Origin of the sequence: Deinococcus misasensis DSM 22328 (assembly GCF_000745915.1) — a bacterium.
In the GTDB taxonomy this organism is placed as follows: Bacteria; Deinococcota; Deinococci; order Deinococcales; family Deinococcaceae; genus Deinococcus_C; species Deinococcus_C misasensis.
This window is the reverse complement of record NZ_JQKG01000021.1, coordinates 60,474-73,800: the sequence shown is the minus strand read 5'-3', so window position 1 is coordinate 73,800 and position 13,327 is coordinate 60,474. Positions and strand designations below refer to the sequence as shown.

The window sequence follows — 13,327 nt, the reverse complement described above, 5'->3', positions numbered from 1 at the left end:
TTGTATGATGAGGGCACAACTTTCTGCTGTCCAGCACGCTTGGCTGACAACAGAATTCACCTTCCATGATTCAAATCACATCTTGGTACGCTCTAATCCGATCTAGATGCTATTCTTCCTCCATTGCGTCTGGCCAGCTGTCATTCTCTATGTAAAATTCCACTACTCTGTTTACATCCTCATCCCTGTAGGTTTTGCGTACTATTTTGAAATAATAGGCCAGTTCTCCGTAGGGCATGACTTGAATAAATCCCAAATCTTCATATGGCTTCAAGATCTGATTGTAGGAATCGACATCCGAGTACTCAGCTTCGATGAGCATGTATTTGGGCTCACCAATATTTGTTGGATCATACCATACATTTTGATCCATCACGTTTTCGTCTTCCAATAGAAGTTCGGTGGCACTATGATAAGATCTAGCAAAGACGATTCTACTCATTGGAACTCTCCTTATCCCTGCTCTGGGAGGCACCCGAAGTCTGGTCCAGTTGGATGTAGAGCAAAGGCCCTATTCTGAGATTACGAAATTTCCACCCTTGATGCATCCCATTTGGCTTTGAACTCCACGGGTGGCAAGTAGCCCAGCCCGGAATGCAGTCTGACCTGGTTGTGGTGGTCCCGAAAACGCCCTGTGACCACTGAAGCCTCCCACACCTTGTGGAACACTTCCCGGTTCAAGCACTTCTCTCGGAATCTGGCGTTGAAGCTCTCCGTGTTTCCGTTCTGATAGGGTTTCCCAGGCTCAATGTATTTGGTCCTTACGCCCAGCAGGCCGAGGAAAATTCTCAGCTCAGACGCAATAAAATCACTTCCATTGTCCGATCTCAGGAAGTCGGGAGCACCGCGGGTCTGGATCACCGACCTGAGGACCTCTTGTACATCAGCCGACCTGAAGTTAGGTTTCACCGTCACGGATAGACATTCGCGGGTAAACTCGTCGATGAACACCAGGAATTTCAGGGTTTCCCCCCTCACCGTACGATCAAAAATGAAGTCTTAGGACCACACCTCATTGGGTCTTAAACCAGCCTCAGGCAAGGTCGATCCAGTGCGAATCTGGCGTGGGGAGACCTTCTGGGAACGAAGAGAACCTAACTCCCTCCACACACGCTGGATTTTCTTCTTGTTGACCACCATCCCTTCGCGGAGCAGCACCTGGTGCATTCTCCGAATATCCATAGACCGGGTAAAGCTCAGCCAGCTCCCTCAGACGCTTCTCCAACACCTCTTTGATCGCAGAGTTCTCCAAGGTGAGCTGGCCGACCAGCTTGAGGAGACGGGCATTTTCCTGTTCCAGCTGCTTTAAGCGTTTGAGTTCGGCAGTGGTGGTGCCCTGGTATTTGGCTTTCAGGTTGTAGAAGGTGGCTTCGCTGATGTTGTACTTGCGGCACAGTTCTGCGATGCTCAGCTCGCCTTTTTCGCCTTCTTTGAGGAGGTCTACGATTTATTCGTCGGTCAACTTGCGTTTCGCCATGGTTCATTCTGACCTTTCCAGGCTGAATGCTCTACATGTAACTGGTCCATTTTCCCGGGGTCAGACCAGCAGCGGGTGAAATGTCTTTTGAAATCCACAAAGGGGAAGTGCGCATCACCAGCCTTAGCAACCTGAGGACTGGTTTCTGCCCAGAATCCAGATGTCTGGAACAGGTTCTGGTGTTGCTGTCCAGCCTACAGATGGATCTCCCAGTCTGTAACGTTTACCTTTTCGAGTTCAGGCGTTACCAGAGATGCCAGAGCACCAATGTCATGAAAGATGGGGATCCTTTTTGTGTGGTCTATGATGCTCCCCTGCCAGAAAAACGAAACTTTTAAAGCCCTGGGCCATAAGGTTGCACAAGCTGTTCAAACATTGATTTTGTGAAGAAGTCAGACTGGCCCTCATGATTTGGTGCTACCATGAGTCATACTGGAGGTATGACCATGCAACAAAAACAAAACGCCATTAAATTTAGTGTCAGCCTGCCCCGTCCCATGATGGATTACCTGGAGCAGTACCAGCACACCCATGAGCTGCCCAGCCGCAGTGAAGTGTTGTTTGAAGCCCTGAAAGCCCTCAGAGAAAAGGAACTGGCTGAAGGGTATCGCCTGGAAGCTGAAGAACACAGTAAGAATCTTTTGCTGATGTTGGAAGGCACCCTGAATGATGGCCTGGAAACGTCTGACGGGATAGACTGGTGATGTTGATTCGCAGAGGAGACATCCTGCTGGTCAATTTTGCCCCTGCCCGTGAGCACGAAGCCAATTACACCCATCCAGCAGTGGTGGTCACCAACAATGTGGCCAATGCCCATGCCCATGTGATCACTGTGGTGCCCATTACCAGCAACATCACCCAGGTTTACCCCCATGACCTGTTCTTGCCCGTGAACCGCAGTGGGCTGAACAAGGACAGCAAAGCCCAGGTATCTTTGATTCGTGCGGTGGATTCTTCCAGGGTCATTCGCAGGCTGAGTTACCTGCCGGATGATCTGATGCTGGAGCTTTCGGAGCGTTTGAAAGAGCACCTCGCACTGGGATGACAAAACACCGGGATCCTTCAAGGTCCCGATGCGAAACAAAAAATTCGGCCCTTTTGGCCGACTGATAACTTGGGTATGCAGTATTCGTCAAGTTTATCTGGTCTATCCGAATATGGGCCTGAAATTTTAGATGCCATTCTGTGGTTGTGGTGCTGATGAGACAACGTCACCGCCTGCCCCTGGGGCTGGAAGCAGAAGCAAAACTGGAGCTCAGCGATCGTCTGTGAAAAGAGTCGGTTTGATCCCGGTGGCATCCACCTGAGCGAGGGACCCTGAAAATCGCTGTGATAACGTAAAGCATGCCAACGTGCTGGACCCGGCAGTGACCAACCTGATCTACCACAATCCAGAGGAGCTCACTGCAGAGGAGATTATGGATCGGGCTCTGGCATATCAACCTATTGTTGTGGGACCGTGAGGGAAACAAGATATGTCAGACCAGGATCAGCTTGATTTTGACGTTGCACGTCTGTCGCGGGTGTTCAAAGAAACCCAGGCCTGGTGCACAGCACACCTGGACCTGAGCAATCCCGGGGGCAGCCTCCGATCTGAGCGCCTCCGTCCAGAGGGGTACCCAGAAGACTGGACTTTTGGTGAGGTTCACGTGCTGCGGGTGCAGGAATGGGTGGCCAGACGCCAGGAATTCTTGCGATCAAAGCCTACCTCTGCCCAGCCAGCCCAGGGCAGGGTTCTGGTTGTCCTGACCCATAGCGATATGGGCTGTGCAGAGGGTATTGAGCCTTCGGATGGGGTGATTGAGATCAATGACCTGCCCCCCTGGGACACTTGGTTTGACTGCATTCTGGCAGAGGACCATCCACCCTATGTATTGCTGGCCTGGATTCCAGAAGCACTGGTAGAGCGGGTCCAGAAGGCCATGAATGTTTCTGTTACGGAGCCTCTGCTGTGGCTGGAAGACGCTGCAACATGGGATCAAACCAGAAGAACGGTTGAGCGGTTTATTGATTTTCTGACGTGAGAGGGCCGAAAGCCCGGATGTGCCCTGACCGGTTCTTGAAGGTGCAAGGAGAAGCATGGTCTCTGTGATTGAAGAAGCAAAACAAGTCCTAGGAGAGCAGCTGGGGACTTTTGTGAACAATGAGTATCAACTAGGCATGGTGGGTACACCCAGGTTTGTGATCCAGCAAGCTGAAGCCCATCTGGGACTGGTTCTCCCCGAGGACTACAAGAATTTTGTCGAAGAGTACGGTGGATTTTGCTCCAGCGGTGTGTTTATTCATGGGATTTGTAACGCTGACTTTGAAAATCCCATGGTTTGTGATGGGGTCAGGGCCACCCTCAGCTCCAGAAAGCTTTCCAACTTGCCCCACCATCTCTATCTCCTGGTGAATGAGGAGGGGGATGAAATTCACTGCATCGACTGCGAAAATGGCCAGGTCATCAACTGGTCTCCATACCACCGGGCAGCGACCGAGGTGCTCTCTGCGAACTTCACAGATTACCTGGAAAGCCGTGTGAGAAGGGAAATCGCACGGAAAAGCCGACGGTGATAACCCAGCAGCTGTTTCTGCACAACCAGCCTGGATTCAGTCTGTCCAGAAGAAGAGAAAGTCTTCCAGGGTCGGAGGGTGTAGGGAGCCCAGGTGTGGGATTTCAAAGTCAGGCAGCGTTTCATTCAGCAGGTCCTGGCTGATGAAGTGCCAGCCTGCACCTTCCAGCACATTCCTCAGGGTCTCTTGATGGGCCTGCTGCACCTCGGTTTGTGTTTGCAGGTGCACCTGATGGCAAATGAGGTGTTCCTCTTCAAAGGGGCCGTGAGATTCTTCTGCTGCACATGCACACTGGGTCTGGGGCCACTGTAATAAGGTCCCACAACGTGAAGCCTGTGAAGGTCATTTGGGACCCATATTCTTGATTCTGTACCGGATGGGAACATCATCCTTGCACCGTGTCTGAATCAGAACCAGACGTTCTGCTTCTGGCAGCTCTGGATGAAAACGGATGTTCAGGCCATAGGCCAGTTCATCCACCCAGAAAATCCTGTGGAACTCTGGATGACTTCTGAGGATCTGCACCCCTGCCAGAGGTCCAGTCCCAGTCACAAGCAGGGTGCGCTCACGGTCCAGCCGGCAATACAATCTCAAATGGTCCAGCAGGGTTAAGCAACCCATGCATACAGCCCTTGGGTCTTCGGTCAGGGGCAACTGTAAAACGCTGAGGTCCCGAGTCTTGATGAAAGTCAGCATTTGTTCCACCAGGTTCATCGTGGATCCTCCTTTTCAGGGCCATCCCACCATCTGGGGTACGCATCATCTGGGGGCCAGCGGTGGAGATGCACTTCGGCCCCCACTTCAGCGGCCAGTTCATGTGTGCTGCTATACAAGGTGCACAGGTAAACAGCGGTGTATCTGGGGTGGGCATCGGAAGGTTTTTCCACAATGGCCATCAGCTCCAGAAACCAGTTGTGGAAAGTGTCTCCATCCCACACGGCTTCTATGGCAAGCACTGTCTCCTGGATGTATCGCAGGTTCTTCCAGGCTTCTTCCACAGGGTCAACCGGGACAGGAAACCGTTCAGGGTAAAGCCCACGGAGCAAAGTCATCCGCTCTGCCATCTTGTCGATTGCCTCTGGGAGGGAACATCCGGTCAGCTGACGGTACAGGACCAGAAAGGGAATCCTGCGCACTTTAAAAAGCAATTCATCCATGTCATTCCAGTCATGGGCCGACCCGGTCATGATTCCATTTTCCTTGCGATGACCATTTCGTGGTCGTCCAGGCGCTTCACATCCAGAGCCACCCGATACCTCTGGGAAGCATCAATGTACAGCATGGTGTAAGGGTTCACATCATCATCGGTGATCAGGCAGGCACAGTTCAGTTCCCGGGCCAGATGCCGGGCAAACTCAGCCTCATCCACCTGTTGGTCTACCTGGGTGAACAGGTGCACACTGCTCAGAAAATCACCACCGTCGGTGCTGCGCACAAACCCCCACACTTTGACCTTCAGCCAATCGGATTCTGGCCGCTCTTCAAAATGGCTGAACAGCAGAACTTCATCGGGTGCAACAGCAAAGAAACGACACACCATCGGCAATACAGCTGCAAGGGTCAGCTCGATGGAAACATACACATCCACCATTCGGTGAGGTTCTTTCACGCCTCACCCTTTTTCAGATTGGCAGAAGATGCACCTGCAGGCTCCTGAGAACTGTTCAGCAGTGCTTTTCGCAGCTGCAGCAGGGTAGGGTTGGTTTCTTCTGGGTCCACATCTTCCAGCCACCACAGGCACTGGGAGGCAGAAACCTCCATGGCTTTCTGGACATCCATCAACAGGGGTGAGGGAATCCAGGCCAGCAGCACAGGGTCCCGGTAAGGAAGGGGAATCCAGGCCAGCCAGGTGTCCCAGGGTGGGAGAAAAGATGCGTCGATTATGCCACCTGAGGCCAGCAGGCCCTCCCCACACCCGGTGTCCTGCTCAAGCAACACCAGCAGAATCCTACCCTGGAAATCCTCAGTGGATACTTCAGCCTCCACAGTGTCCAGAAGACCACGTCGCTTGCTCACCAGAACCTCAACGGTCTCTCTGGAAAGCAGAGACCCAGAATCCAGCTCTGTGCTTCCTGCAGGACTCAGCACACGGTTTCTCAGGCTGTGAACAGGATCGCTGAGATCAAACTTTAGCTGGCACCAGCGTCTCGCTTCTGCAAGTCGCGTTTGAAGTTCAGGCCACACCTGCAACGTGCACAGCCACCCTTCCAGGGAATTCAAAAGGGTAAGCAACTGCTGTCTGCCATCTTCTGCGTCCATCAGACCTTCCAACTGGCAGGCATAGAGCACCTCCAGCTGGTGAATCAGGTCCTGAACCTCCCGCAGGTCCAGATCACTGCTTTCCTGCAGGTGATGCCACAAGAACTCCAGATTGCTGACCAGCCCTCCGAGACTCAGGTGGCCAACGTGAAACTCCTGCACACAAAGCAGCATTTGCTCCACCTGCCTGAGGTGAACATTGGTGGGGTGCATCTCATCCATCTTGCTGCTCCTGATTCCTATCTGGGGTCATTTCCTGTGGCCCTTCTGGAGGTTCCAGCAGATTGGAGAGCTCAGCAAAGTGTTTCAGCCAATTCTCCAGGCGGTCCGGTTGATCTTCCAGCAACTGCTCAAGTCTACTCATGATTTTAGTGTGGATCTGGGCCTGGTCCTCTCCTTCGAAAAAAGGGGTGAGGAGCCACGCGGTATGGAAAGCCCCCAGAATCCTGTTGTGCATGGTCCTTCTGGGCTGACGAATGAGGTGATTAATGGCCCCTTCTGGAGACTCCACCTGCCTGTAAAAATCCAGCACCTCGTCCAGAACCCCAGCGTTCCATGCCTGCAGAGTGCGCTGAAGGTCCAGTCCGGTGGTCACCACCCATCTCACCGGATACAGAGGATTCAGCAGGAAAGGCGAGGTCCTCAGAAACACCCGGCATTCACCCCTGGTGAAGACCTGTCGGACATCCAGCCCCACCCGCCAACTGCGTTTCTTCCAGTTGATGTCCAGCATCACTCGCTGCAGACCACAGCCCTGATGTCTTTCCCAGCACTGGGGGTGCAGGTCCTTCCAGACAAAACCGTGGTCTCTCAAGATTTTGCCCACTTCAGACGTCAGGGTGGTTTTGAGATTTTCCTGATCCATTCAGGCCACCCTCTCTCCACAGGTAGGAGGAAGGCGACGGCCAGAACAACTCTGGTTCAGACGCAATTTCATGTGTACTGCTCACCCTCTTGCAGGGCCAGAAAAAGACTTTGAACCGCCTCAGCCAGCTGGTCGAGTTCCAGATGCTGTCCTTCATCCCACTCCACGGTGACCTGCAGGCTTGTGCCACCCCGGATGGTCAGGATCAGGTGGGTGCCGTCCAGCATGACATGGTTGTGGTTCGCCACTGGAAACATTATCTGGCTGGTTTTTAAGCTGTCCAACAAAGCTCTGGCTGCAGCAACGGGCAGCTCTGTACGCTGTTGTCCAAGCGTGGGGGACCATTCCCTGGGTTTGTAGCGTTCCCGGAGGCGTTCCTGCCCTGCCAGTCCATCGTAGTACTGGTCCATGCGTTCCATGTCGGAGGGCAGATCCCAGTACCGGTATCTGCCCTCGAAGACATCTTGCCGGTCCCACATCACATCGAACCTCTCGAAACGCTCAAAACTGGGTTCACGGATCAGGGTGAGTACCCAGGACAGTGGTGCATCCATGTCTTCTCGCAAAAAACGCTCTGCCAGAGGAATCAAATGATGAAAATTTTTCCTTTGAATGTCCATATTGTCCACAAGTCCTTGCACCAGTATAGGAAGCTTTTTCTCATCCCACAGCTGACCGTATGGCGTAGTGGGCCCCAGGATGAATGTGCTTGTTTCAAAGGCTCTGTCAAAGGGCTCTGTCAAAGGAATTCTGACAGGCACAGCCCTTTTGCCTGCTGTCTGTTCACTCCTGCTCCACCTGTAAACCTTTCACCAGCCCAGCCAATTCAGAACGCACCCATACCTCTTCCCAGAGGCGCAGCATGGGGATCACCTGTCTGGCATCATGGATGAGTGGCTCATCTTTTTCCAGCATGATTTGCAGCACCTCCAGCAAGGGTTTTGCATCCGTGCCCAATTCTTTCAAGCACTGAATGGCCCAGTACAGCTGGTCGCCGGTTTCCAGGAGTTTTTTCACCTCAGAGAGGATCATGGCTGTGTTCCCCATCTTGTTCAGCAGGAAGAGCAACATGGGCCCATCCGGGCGACCCCTATCCTGATGCATTTTTTGCATGTGGTCCATCAGGCGCTCTAGCCTTTCTGGAGAGAGTTCACCGAGGTCCCAGAGCAATTCAAGCACCTTGTGGTACCGAAAAGGCCATCCCCGTGACCGCTGCAAGCCCTGCTCAAACAGGTCGATGGCCATCTGGATGCTTTGCTGTCGTTCTCCAGCGCACCACCACAGAGCACATGCCAGCACCGTCTGATCAAGATGGGTGCTCCGTGCAGCCCAGTCCAGCAACAGATGTTTTGATTCCTCGTTTACGGTCAACCTGAGGTCCACCAGGGCATGCAGGGCAGCCCTCCGGGCTTTTTCATCCCCACCGTGCAGGTGCTTCAGAACATCTTGCCGCACTGCGTTGGGATCGACCCTCCAGTGAAGCAGCACCTCACTCACCCAGTACAGTTCTTCCGGAAATCGGGCACAGTCCAGCACTTCTGGCAGCAACACCTGAAACGTTGTAGGCAGTTCCGTCAGGGCCACCAGCAACATGCGCCGGACCGTTCCTCGGGTGGTGGCGTTCTCCCGGGGTCCCAGAGGGAACACGCCAACATCTGCCCGTTCTGGATGCTGAAACAATTCCTGCAACCTTTTCAGAAAAGGCCCTGGAGCAACAGTGAGAACCCTCATGGCCTGCAGTGCAGCATAAACACTCCACCGGTGGTCTTCGTGAAGCACCTGTACCACACTGGGCACCAAATGCTGTGCACCTGACCTGCCCAGGGCCATCAGTGCGCAGCCCTTCAAGTAAACGTCGTCTTGTTTCAACTGCTCCCAGAGGACACCATGAAGGTCTCCTGTCTGTTCCCCCAGTGCTGCCAGCATCCTGCTTGCACCTTGTCTGACCAGCACAGCTGGATGGGAGAGGGCTTCCACAAAAACTGGGACCAGAAGGCCAGCAGCTTTGCGGCTACCCAGGGCAGTCCATTCCAGTTTCTCTGCGAGCCTCACCTGACTTTCTTCCTCTGGTAGATGCCACAGTTGATGTCGCCAATCTTGCACTTTCGTGGCCAGACTTGGGAGAGTGGGCGGTTTTCGTCTCATGGCACCTTCTGAATGTATTTTGGCAAGTCCAGGTGTCGCAAAGCCAGGGTGGGTTCAGCAATCATCCGTGGTCCTCCATCCATTGAATCGTCTCCAGGCCCGTGTTTTCTCCAGTTCGACCAGCGCTCTTTCTACCTTCTCTTGCAAGTCAGGTGTGAAGGTCACTTCCAGAATTGTGGTCGGGTGTTGACGCTCCCTTTTGACGAAATCCAGCAGGACTCCCATATAAATGGCCAGCTCTGCTGTTTCCACTTCAGGCAAGCCCCGGTGAAGGATCTGCAAGTGGGTGCCCACCGCCTGCGGGATGCTGGTGAGGCAATCCCAGAAGGCATCAAAGTTGCTCCCAAAATACGTTGAATCCTCGAAGATGGGATTGAGGTGCCTCCACTTTTCCATGTAAATCCACTTTCCATACGCATCAAAAAGCCCTCGCCAATCCTGTATGGTTTCATCAATGACCACATGGGTTGCCTGCCGTACAAGGGAAAAATCATCTGTGAACCTGATGCAATCCCTCAGCAACTGGGTGTGGCATGTGCTTTCCTCCCAAAGAGCTGCATCCAGATTGAATTCCTTGCGTTGCTTCCAAGAGGTCACCTCTACACCACACCAGTGGGTGGCATGAACTTTGCTGGTGAGCACGGCAAAGCGTTCCATCCAGAAAACAAGGTTTACGCTGGGCTGGGGCACACATGGAAACACTTTACTCAAACAGTCCAGGGGCAAGGCCAAGCAAAAACGGTAACCGTCCCCTGCGGGCTCCATCCACTGGACACACTCCACAACATGTCCCAGGACCCAGGCCAGCCCCCGATCCACATCGGTTTTCCCCCTCCAGGCCCAAGACTCCCCTGTGGCCTCAAACCAGTCATCCTGCCAACCCCAATCCAGGTGTCCCTGAGGAACATACCCATGAAGCTCTGGCTGCTGCCAGACTTCCATCCAAAGTTTCTCTAGGGTTTTGGAGTCTGGCACCTCGATGGACCACTGCAATATCTGGGTCCAGGTCGAGGAATCCGAAAATAGAAGGTTCTGGTGTTCCCATTCTGCTTTCAGCTGCTCCAGGGTGGTGTGGTCTGGTGATGCGTATTCAAGATACATGCCTCCCTTGTTGAAACGCAGTTGCAGCATGGGACCCACCAATTTCACCTCTGGATCAGTGGTGGACCTGAACGGCATACAGCCATCCTGAAACACCAGTCCTTGTGGAGTGAGGGCAATATGGACCTTGATGTCATGTTCACCACGGGTCCAGTCCAGCAGACCTCGGGTTTCCAGAGCGGCACCATGGTGGAGGGGCAATGGAGCGTTCAGGCATTGCACCGCTTCATCAGGTGACAGTTGCATGGTGCGCTCAGTCAGAAACAACCGACTGAAAAGGTGAAATTCTTGCAGGGTGCTCAGAAGCATATTCATTTCATGACCCTCCGAAAGTGAATAACGTTTGGGATGATATTTCAGGGTTCACCGATAGGCGATGGACCCTCTGTTGTAAACACCATGGTGTGCTCTCTGATGTTCTGCCCCGAGAATTGGTCATCCAGTTTCATTTCGTGCAGTCTGGTTTCCAGCAGGACATCATGGAAGTCCTTGACGTACCTCACCACTTCCCAGGCTCTGCGGAGACGATCGACATCCAGATCCCAGATCATGTGCACCTGGCCCTGCTGAAAATACCTCAAGGCCTCAAAGTATTCCTCGAACGACCAGTGCCAACCGTCTTCGTTGTCCAGCCACAGGTGAGTCTGCGCAGGATCATAAAAATGATCTGGTGGGGTCACTGGGGTTGTTCGTCTATGCTCAGCAGCCATTTCTGCATTCTAGAGGTTCCTGAGGATACAAAACTCTGCGTCCTGGTGTAGTTTCGTGTAGGCAACCATGCTTGGTATGCTCCTGGCAAAATGGTCCAGTATAAAATCGAATGTTCAGCCTTCACCGTGGAAGATAGAACATGAAAAAGTCCTGTTTTACCGAACAACAGATCCTGGACAACCTGCAAGAGGCCCAAAAGGGTGAGACCTCAGTGGTTGGCCTGTGTCGCCAGCATAGCATTCACCAGGCTGCCTTCTATTTAGGTTAATTAACGGAGGTGTTAAATAAAAGTGATCACGCAGGATTCCCTCAGCACCACCCTGTCTGCCCTGTCCGATCCAGTGCGTCACGCCATCCTGATGCGGCTTGCCGAAGGAGAAGCCACAGTCAACGAATTGGCCAGGCCCTTCGACATTTCACTCCCAGCCATCTCCAGACACCTCAAAGTGCTGGAGCATGCCGGTCTGATTTCACGGGGCAGAGAGGCCCAATCGCGACCCTGCAAACTGGAGACAGAAAAACTCAGGGAAGTCTCCGATTGGGTCGGCCAGTACCGCTGCTTCTGGGAAGAGAACCTCGACCGACTCGAAAATCACCTGAGGAACTTGCAACAAAAGGAGACAACACATGACCCCACAACCCCAGACGACTGACCCCACACACCCCTTCTTTCTGCAGCGCACCCTCAACTTCCCCAGAGCTTTGGTGTTTCAGGCATTCACCCAACCCGAGCATTTGTTGCACTGGTGGGGGCCCAAAGGATCATCCATTGAGGTGGTGCGTCTGGATTTGCACAAGCAGGGCATGTTCCTTTACAGCATGGAACAGGGCGGACAGAAGATGTATGGACGGTTTGTGTATCAGGACATAAAGGCACCTGAACGGCTGTCCTACACCAGTGCTTTCTCTGATGAAAACGGCAATGCCATCCGTGCCCCCTTCCATCCGTCTTGGCCTCTGGAAATCCTCAACATCCTGACTTTTGAAGAGCAGGACGGCAAGACCCTGCTGACCTTGCGTGGAGGACCTGTGAACGCCACACCTGAAGAAACCCAAACGTATGTTGGATTCATGGCCAATCTGCAGCAGGGCATGGGAGGAACCCTGGATCAGCTTGAAGCTTACCTTGCTGGTCTGTGAGCGAAGGACAGGTCTGACCTTCACTCCAGGAGGATACCGTCAAGCCGATTTTGCAGGACCCGCCGCACAACCCCCTTCAAAAGCCAATGTGCAAGGTGAGGCTCTGGCACACTGAGGTCCAACAACGATGCCTCACCACTTCATCTGCGGTGTGAGGCAGGTGGTGCGGTGGACCGGCCCTTGAGGCATCTGGTCACCCCTGTCCTGCAAAAGCTTGCCAGGGACCGCAGTTTCAGGCGATAGAACAACAGGCCCAATTAGAAGTTCCGCTTCACCTCCAGGTGGTGCTGGCTACCCACAAAAGCAAAGCCCACCCCGAGTTCCAGCATGAAGTCCTTCAGGCGTTCAATCAAACCCCGCTCCAGTTCCCGCTCAGAGGCCTGTTCGGACAGGGCCAGGAATTCCAGATTCATGGGTTCCCTGAACACCTGCTGGGCCAGGTCTGACTGTGGGGCAGGCAGGGTCTGCTGAAAGTTGCTGAGTGACTTTCCCTGCCATTCAAACAGGCCACTGTCGATCAGGTGGTCCAGCACCGCCCTCGACCAGCCGTTCTCAAGAGCAGCCCGGGCATACCATTCCCGCTGCACGGGGTCTTTCACCCGGTCCAGCAGGGTGCAAATGTGACCCTACGGCAATTGTGCAACAAGCTGTTGCACAAATTTCTCAGATGCCGCCTCAGCGAAAGACCGCTTGTAAAGCAGGTTTCTGCGGCTGAACCCCTTCATTTCCGGAAAGGCCACCTTCAAATCCCGGGAGAGGCGGTCCACCACTTTGCTGCCCCACCCCTGATCGTTTTGGCGGGAGAGGATTTCCCGTCCAAGTTGCCAGTACAGCAGGATCAACTCCCGGTTCACACTGAGGATGGCCCGGGTGCGGGCCTTCTGCACCCGATGTTTCACTCAGGAAAGCCTGGTATTCGTCGTCCGCTGCAAAAAGGTCATGGCTGCTCATCCAACCACAGCCTGCCAGAAAACCACAGGGAAGGTAGACCAGAGGATTCAAAAAACAACAAAAACGCCCACCGGGACAAACTTCCCCGGGACCTCTGACACTGGCAGCCCTCCCCGCAGAGG

At 53.6% G+C, this 13,327-nt stretch carries 20 protein-coding genes and 2 pseudogenes; 7 read left to right on the top strand and 15 right to left on the bottom strand.

Going from position 1 to position 13,327, the window contains the following annotated elements; genetic code table 11:
- Window positions 1-109: 109 nt before the first annotated feature.
- From Q371_RS14630 to Q371_RS28215, 4 genes and pseudogenes are all read right to left on the bottom strand, one after another.
- Window positions 110-442 carry a hypothetical protein gene (locus Q371_RS14630; RefSeq protein WP_034341763.1) on the bottom strand — a complete coding sequence of 111 codons (333 nt, stop codon included), beginning with the start codon at window positions 440-442 and terminating at the stop codon, window positions 110-112.
- Window positions 443-522: 80 nt separating this feature from the next.
- Window positions 523-993, bottom strand: coding sequence for an integrase core domain-containing protein (locus Q371_RS25835; RefSeq protein WP_084571447.1), 471 nt, complete (start codon window positions 991-993; stop codon window positions 523-525).
- A gap of 6 nt (window positions 994-999) precedes the next feature.
- Complete coding sequence (locus Q371_RS28220) at window positions 1,000-1,182, bottom strand: IS3 family transposase (RefSeq protein WP_157442722.1); 183 nt, start codon at window positions 1,180-1,182, stop codon at window positions 1,000-1,002.
- Window positions 1,183-1,279: 97 nt separating this feature from the next.
- A pseudogene (locus tag Q371_RS28215) lies at window positions 1,280-1,447 on the bottom strand (transposase); the annotation flags it as partial.
- 476 nt (window positions 1,448-1,923) lie between these two features.
- Here Q371_RS28215 and Q371_RS14615 point away from each other — a divergent pair.
- From Q371_RS14615 to Q371_RS14600, 4 genes are all read left to right on the top strand, one after another.
- Complete coding sequence (locus tag Q371_RS14615; protein ID WP_034341781.1) at window positions 1,924-2,181, top strand: ribbon-helix-helix domain-containing protein; 258 nt, start codon at window positions 1,924-1,926, stop codon at window positions 2,179-2,181.
- Window positions 2,181-2,522 (top strand): type II toxin-antitoxin system PemK/MazF family toxin, encoded by a 342-nt coding sequence (locus Q371_RS14610; protein ID WP_034341761.1) that lies wholly within the window; start codon window positions 2,181-2,183, stop codon window positions 2,520-2,522. The genes Q371_RS14615 and Q371_RS14610 overlap by 1 nt, the downstream gene beginning before the upstream one ends.
- Before the next feature lie 430 nt (window positions 2,523-2,952).
- Window positions 2,953-3,501, top strand: coding sequence for a hypothetical protein (locus tag Q371_RS14605; RefSeq protein ID WP_034341760.1), 549 nt, complete (start codon window positions 2,953-2,955; stop codon window positions 3,499-3,501).
- Window positions 3,502-3,556: 55 nt separating this feature from the next.
- Entirely contained in the window at window positions 3,557-4,033 is a 477-nt protein-coding gene (locus tag Q371_RS14600; protein ID WP_034341759.1) for an SMI1/KNR4 family protein, read from the top strand.
- A gap of 342 nt (window positions 4,034-4,375) precedes the next feature.
- Here Q371_RS14600 and Q371_RS14590 read toward each other — a convergent pair whose 3' ends face one another.
- From Q371_RS14590 to Q371_RS14550, 9 genes are all read right to left on the bottom strand, one after another.
- Window positions 4,376-4,747, bottom strand: coding sequence for a hypothetical protein (locus Q371_RS14590; RefSeq protein ID WP_034341757.1), 372 nt, complete (start codon window positions 4,745-4,747; stop codon window positions 4,376-4,378).
- Window positions 4,744-5,220 carry a hypothetical protein gene (locus Q371_RS14585; RefSeq protein ID WP_034341756.1) on the bottom strand — a complete coding sequence of 159 codons (477 nt, stop codon included), beginning with the start codon at window positions 5,218-5,220 and terminating at the stop codon, window positions 4,744-4,746. Before Q371_RS14585 ends, Q371_RS14590 begins: the two co-directional genes overlap by 4 nt.
- Window positions 5,217-5,642 carry a hypothetical protein gene (locus tag Q371_RS14580; protein WP_034341755.1) on the bottom strand — a complete coding sequence of 142 codons (426 nt, stop codon included), beginning with the start codon at window positions 5,640-5,642 and terminating at the stop codon, window positions 5,217-5,219. The genes Q371_RS14585 and Q371_RS14580 overlap by 4 nt, the downstream gene beginning before the upstream one ends.
- A complete protein-coding gene (locus Q371_RS14575) occupies window positions 5,639-6,514 on the bottom strand; it encodes a hypothetical protein (RefSeq protein ID WP_034341754.1) in 876 nt (291 codons plus the stop codon). The genes Q371_RS14580 and Q371_RS14575 overlap by 4 nt, the downstream gene beginning before the upstream one ends.
- Complete coding sequence (locus Q371_RS14570) at window positions 6,507-7,157, bottom strand: hypothetical protein (protein ID WP_034341753.1); 651 nt, start codon at window positions 7,155-7,157, stop codon at window positions 6,507-6,509. The genes Q371_RS14575 and Q371_RS14570 overlap by 8 nt, the downstream gene beginning before the upstream one ends.
- Before the next feature lie 68 nt (window positions 7,158-7,225).
- Window positions 7,226-7,711 carry a hypothetical protein gene (locus tag Q371_RS14565; protein WP_157442721.1) on the bottom strand — a complete coding sequence of 162 codons (486 nt, stop codon included), beginning with the start codon at window positions 7,709-7,711 and terminating at the stop codon, window positions 7,226-7,228.
- Between the two features lie 229 nt (window positions 7,712-7,940).
- A complete protein-coding gene (locus Q371_RS14560; protein WP_157442720.1) occupies window positions 7,941-9,302 on the bottom strand; it encodes a HEAT repeat domain-containing protein in 1,362 nt (453 codons plus the stop codon).
- Window positions 9,303-9,356: 54 nt separating this feature from the next.
- On the bottom strand, window positions 9,357-10,718 hold the full coding sequence (locus Q371_RS14555; RefSeq protein WP_084571446.1) for a barstar family protein: 1,362 nt from the start codon (window positions 10,716-10,718) through the stop codon (window positions 9,357-9,359).
- Window positions 10,719-10,759: 41 nt separating this feature from the next.
- Entirely contained in the window at window positions 10,760-11,113 is a 354-nt protein-coding gene (locus Q371_RS14550) for a hypothetical protein (RefSeq protein WP_157442719.1), read from the bottom strand.
- Between the two features lie 140 nt (window positions 11,114-11,253).
- Between Q371_RS14550 and Q371_RS28210 the strand changes: the two genes are divergently transcribed.
- Genes Q371_RS28210 through Q371_RS14540 form a run of 3 tightly spaced genes read left to right on the top strand, consistent with a single transcriptional unit; the run spans window position 11,254 to window position 12,254 of the window.
- Window positions 11,254-11,382, top strand: a complete 129-nt coding sequence (locus tag Q371_RS28210) for a transposase (protein WP_425388042.1) — start codon at window positions 11,254-11,256, stop codon at window positions 11,380-11,382.
- A 22-nt stretch (window positions 11,383-11,404) separates the two neighbouring features.
- On the top strand, window positions 11,405-11,767 hold the full coding sequence (locus tag Q371_RS14545; RefSeq protein ID WP_211253847.1) for an ArsR/SmtB family transcription factor: 363 nt from the start codon (window positions 11,405-11,407) through the stop codon (window positions 11,765-11,767).
- The gene (locus Q371_RS14540; protein ID WP_034341748.1) at window positions 11,742-12,254 is read left to right on the top strand and encodes an SRPBCC family protein; all 513 of its coding nucleotides are present in this window, start codon (window positions 11,742-11,744) and stop codon (window positions 12,252-12,254) included. The genes Q371_RS14545 and Q371_RS14540 overlap by 26 nt, the downstream gene beginning before the upstream one ends.
- Window positions 12,255-12,511: 257 nt before the next feature.
- On the opposite strand, the gene Q371_RS27910 is transcribed toward Q371_RS14540, so the two are convergent.
- Window positions 12,512-12,682: a PDDEXK nuclease domain-containing protein gene (locus Q371_RS27910; protein ID WP_281174318.1), complete on the bottom strand. Its 171-nt coding sequence runs from the start codon at window positions 12,680-12,682 to the stop codon at window positions 12,512-12,514.
- Window positions 12,683-12,763: 81 nt separating this feature from the next.
- A pseudogene (locus tag Q371_RS27755) lies at window positions 12,764-13,141 on the bottom strand (DUF1016 N-terminal domain-containing protein); the annotation flags it as partial.
- Window positions 13,142-13,327 lie beyond the last annotated feature (186 nt).

What these genes read in the sequence shown, in the direction of transcription:
- Q371_RS14630 (WP_034341763.1), bottom strand. Translation starts at nt 442, where the DNA reads ATGAGTAGAATCGTCTTTGCTAGATCTTATCATAGTGCCACCGAACTT.
- Q371_RS28220 (WP_157442722.1), bottom strand. Translation starts at nt 1,182, where the DNA reads ATGGATATTCGGAGAATGCACCAGGTGCTGCTCCGCGAAGGGATGGTG.
- Q371_RS14615 (WP_034341781.1), top strand. Translation starts at nt 1,924, where the DNA reads ATGCAACAAAAACAAAACGCCATTAAATTTAGTGTCAGCCTGCCCCGT.
- Q371_RS14610 (WP_034341761.1), top strand. Translation starts at nt 2,181, where the DNA reads ATGTTGATTCGCAGAGGAGACATCCTGCTGGTCAATTTTGCCCCTGCC.
- Q371_RS14605 (WP_034341760.1), top strand. Translation starts at nt 2,953, where the DNA reads ATGTCAGACCAGGATCAGCTTGATTTTGACGTTGCACGTCTGTCGCGG.
- Q371_RS14600 (WP_034341759.1), top strand. Translation starts at nt 3,557, where the DNA reads ATGGTCTCTGTGATTGAAGAAGCAAAACAAGTCCTAGGAGAGCAGCTG.
- Q371_RS14590 (WP_034341757.1), bottom strand. Translation starts at nt 4,747, where the DNA reads ATGAACCTGGTGGAACAAATGCTGACTTTCATCAAGACTCGGGACCTC.
- Q371_RS14585 (WP_034341756.1), bottom strand. Translation starts at nt 5,220, where the DNA reads ATGACCGGGTCGGCCCATGACTGGAATGACATGGATGAATTGCTTTTT.
- Q371_RS14575 (WP_034341754.1), bottom strand. Translation starts at nt 6,514, where the DNA reads ATGGATGAGATGCACCCCACCAATGTTCACCTCAGGCAGGTGGAGCAA.
- Q371_RS14570 (WP_034341753.1), bottom strand. Translation starts at nt 7,157, where the DNA reads ATGGATCAGGAAAATCTCAAAACCACCCTGACGTCTGAAGTGGGCAAA.
- Q371_RS14565 (WP_157442721.1), bottom strand. Translation starts at nt 7,711, where the DNA reads ATGGATGCACCACTGTCCTGGGTACTCACCCTGATCCGTGAACCCAGT.
- Q371_RS14560 (WP_157442720.1), bottom strand. Translation starts at nt 9,302, where the DNA reads ATGAGACGAAAACCGCCCACTCTCCCAAGTCTGGCCACGAAAGTGCAA.
- Q371_RS14555 (WP_084571446.1), bottom strand. Translation starts at nt 10,718, where the DNA reads ATGAATATGCTTCTGAGCACCCTGCAAGAATTTCACCTTTTCAGTCGG.
- Q371_RS14550 (WP_157442719.1), bottom strand. Translation starts at nt 11,113, where the DNA reads ATGGCTGCTGAGCATAGACGAACAACCCCAGTGACCCCACCAGATCAT.
- Q371_RS28210 (WP_425388042.1), top strand. Translation starts at nt 11,254, where the DNA reads ATGAAAAAGTCCTGTTTTACCGAACAACAGATCCTGGACAACCTGCAA.
- Q371_RS14540 (WP_034341748.1), top strand. Translation starts at nt 11,742, where the DNA reads ATGACCCCACAACCCCAGACGACTGACCCCACACACCCCTTCTTTCTG.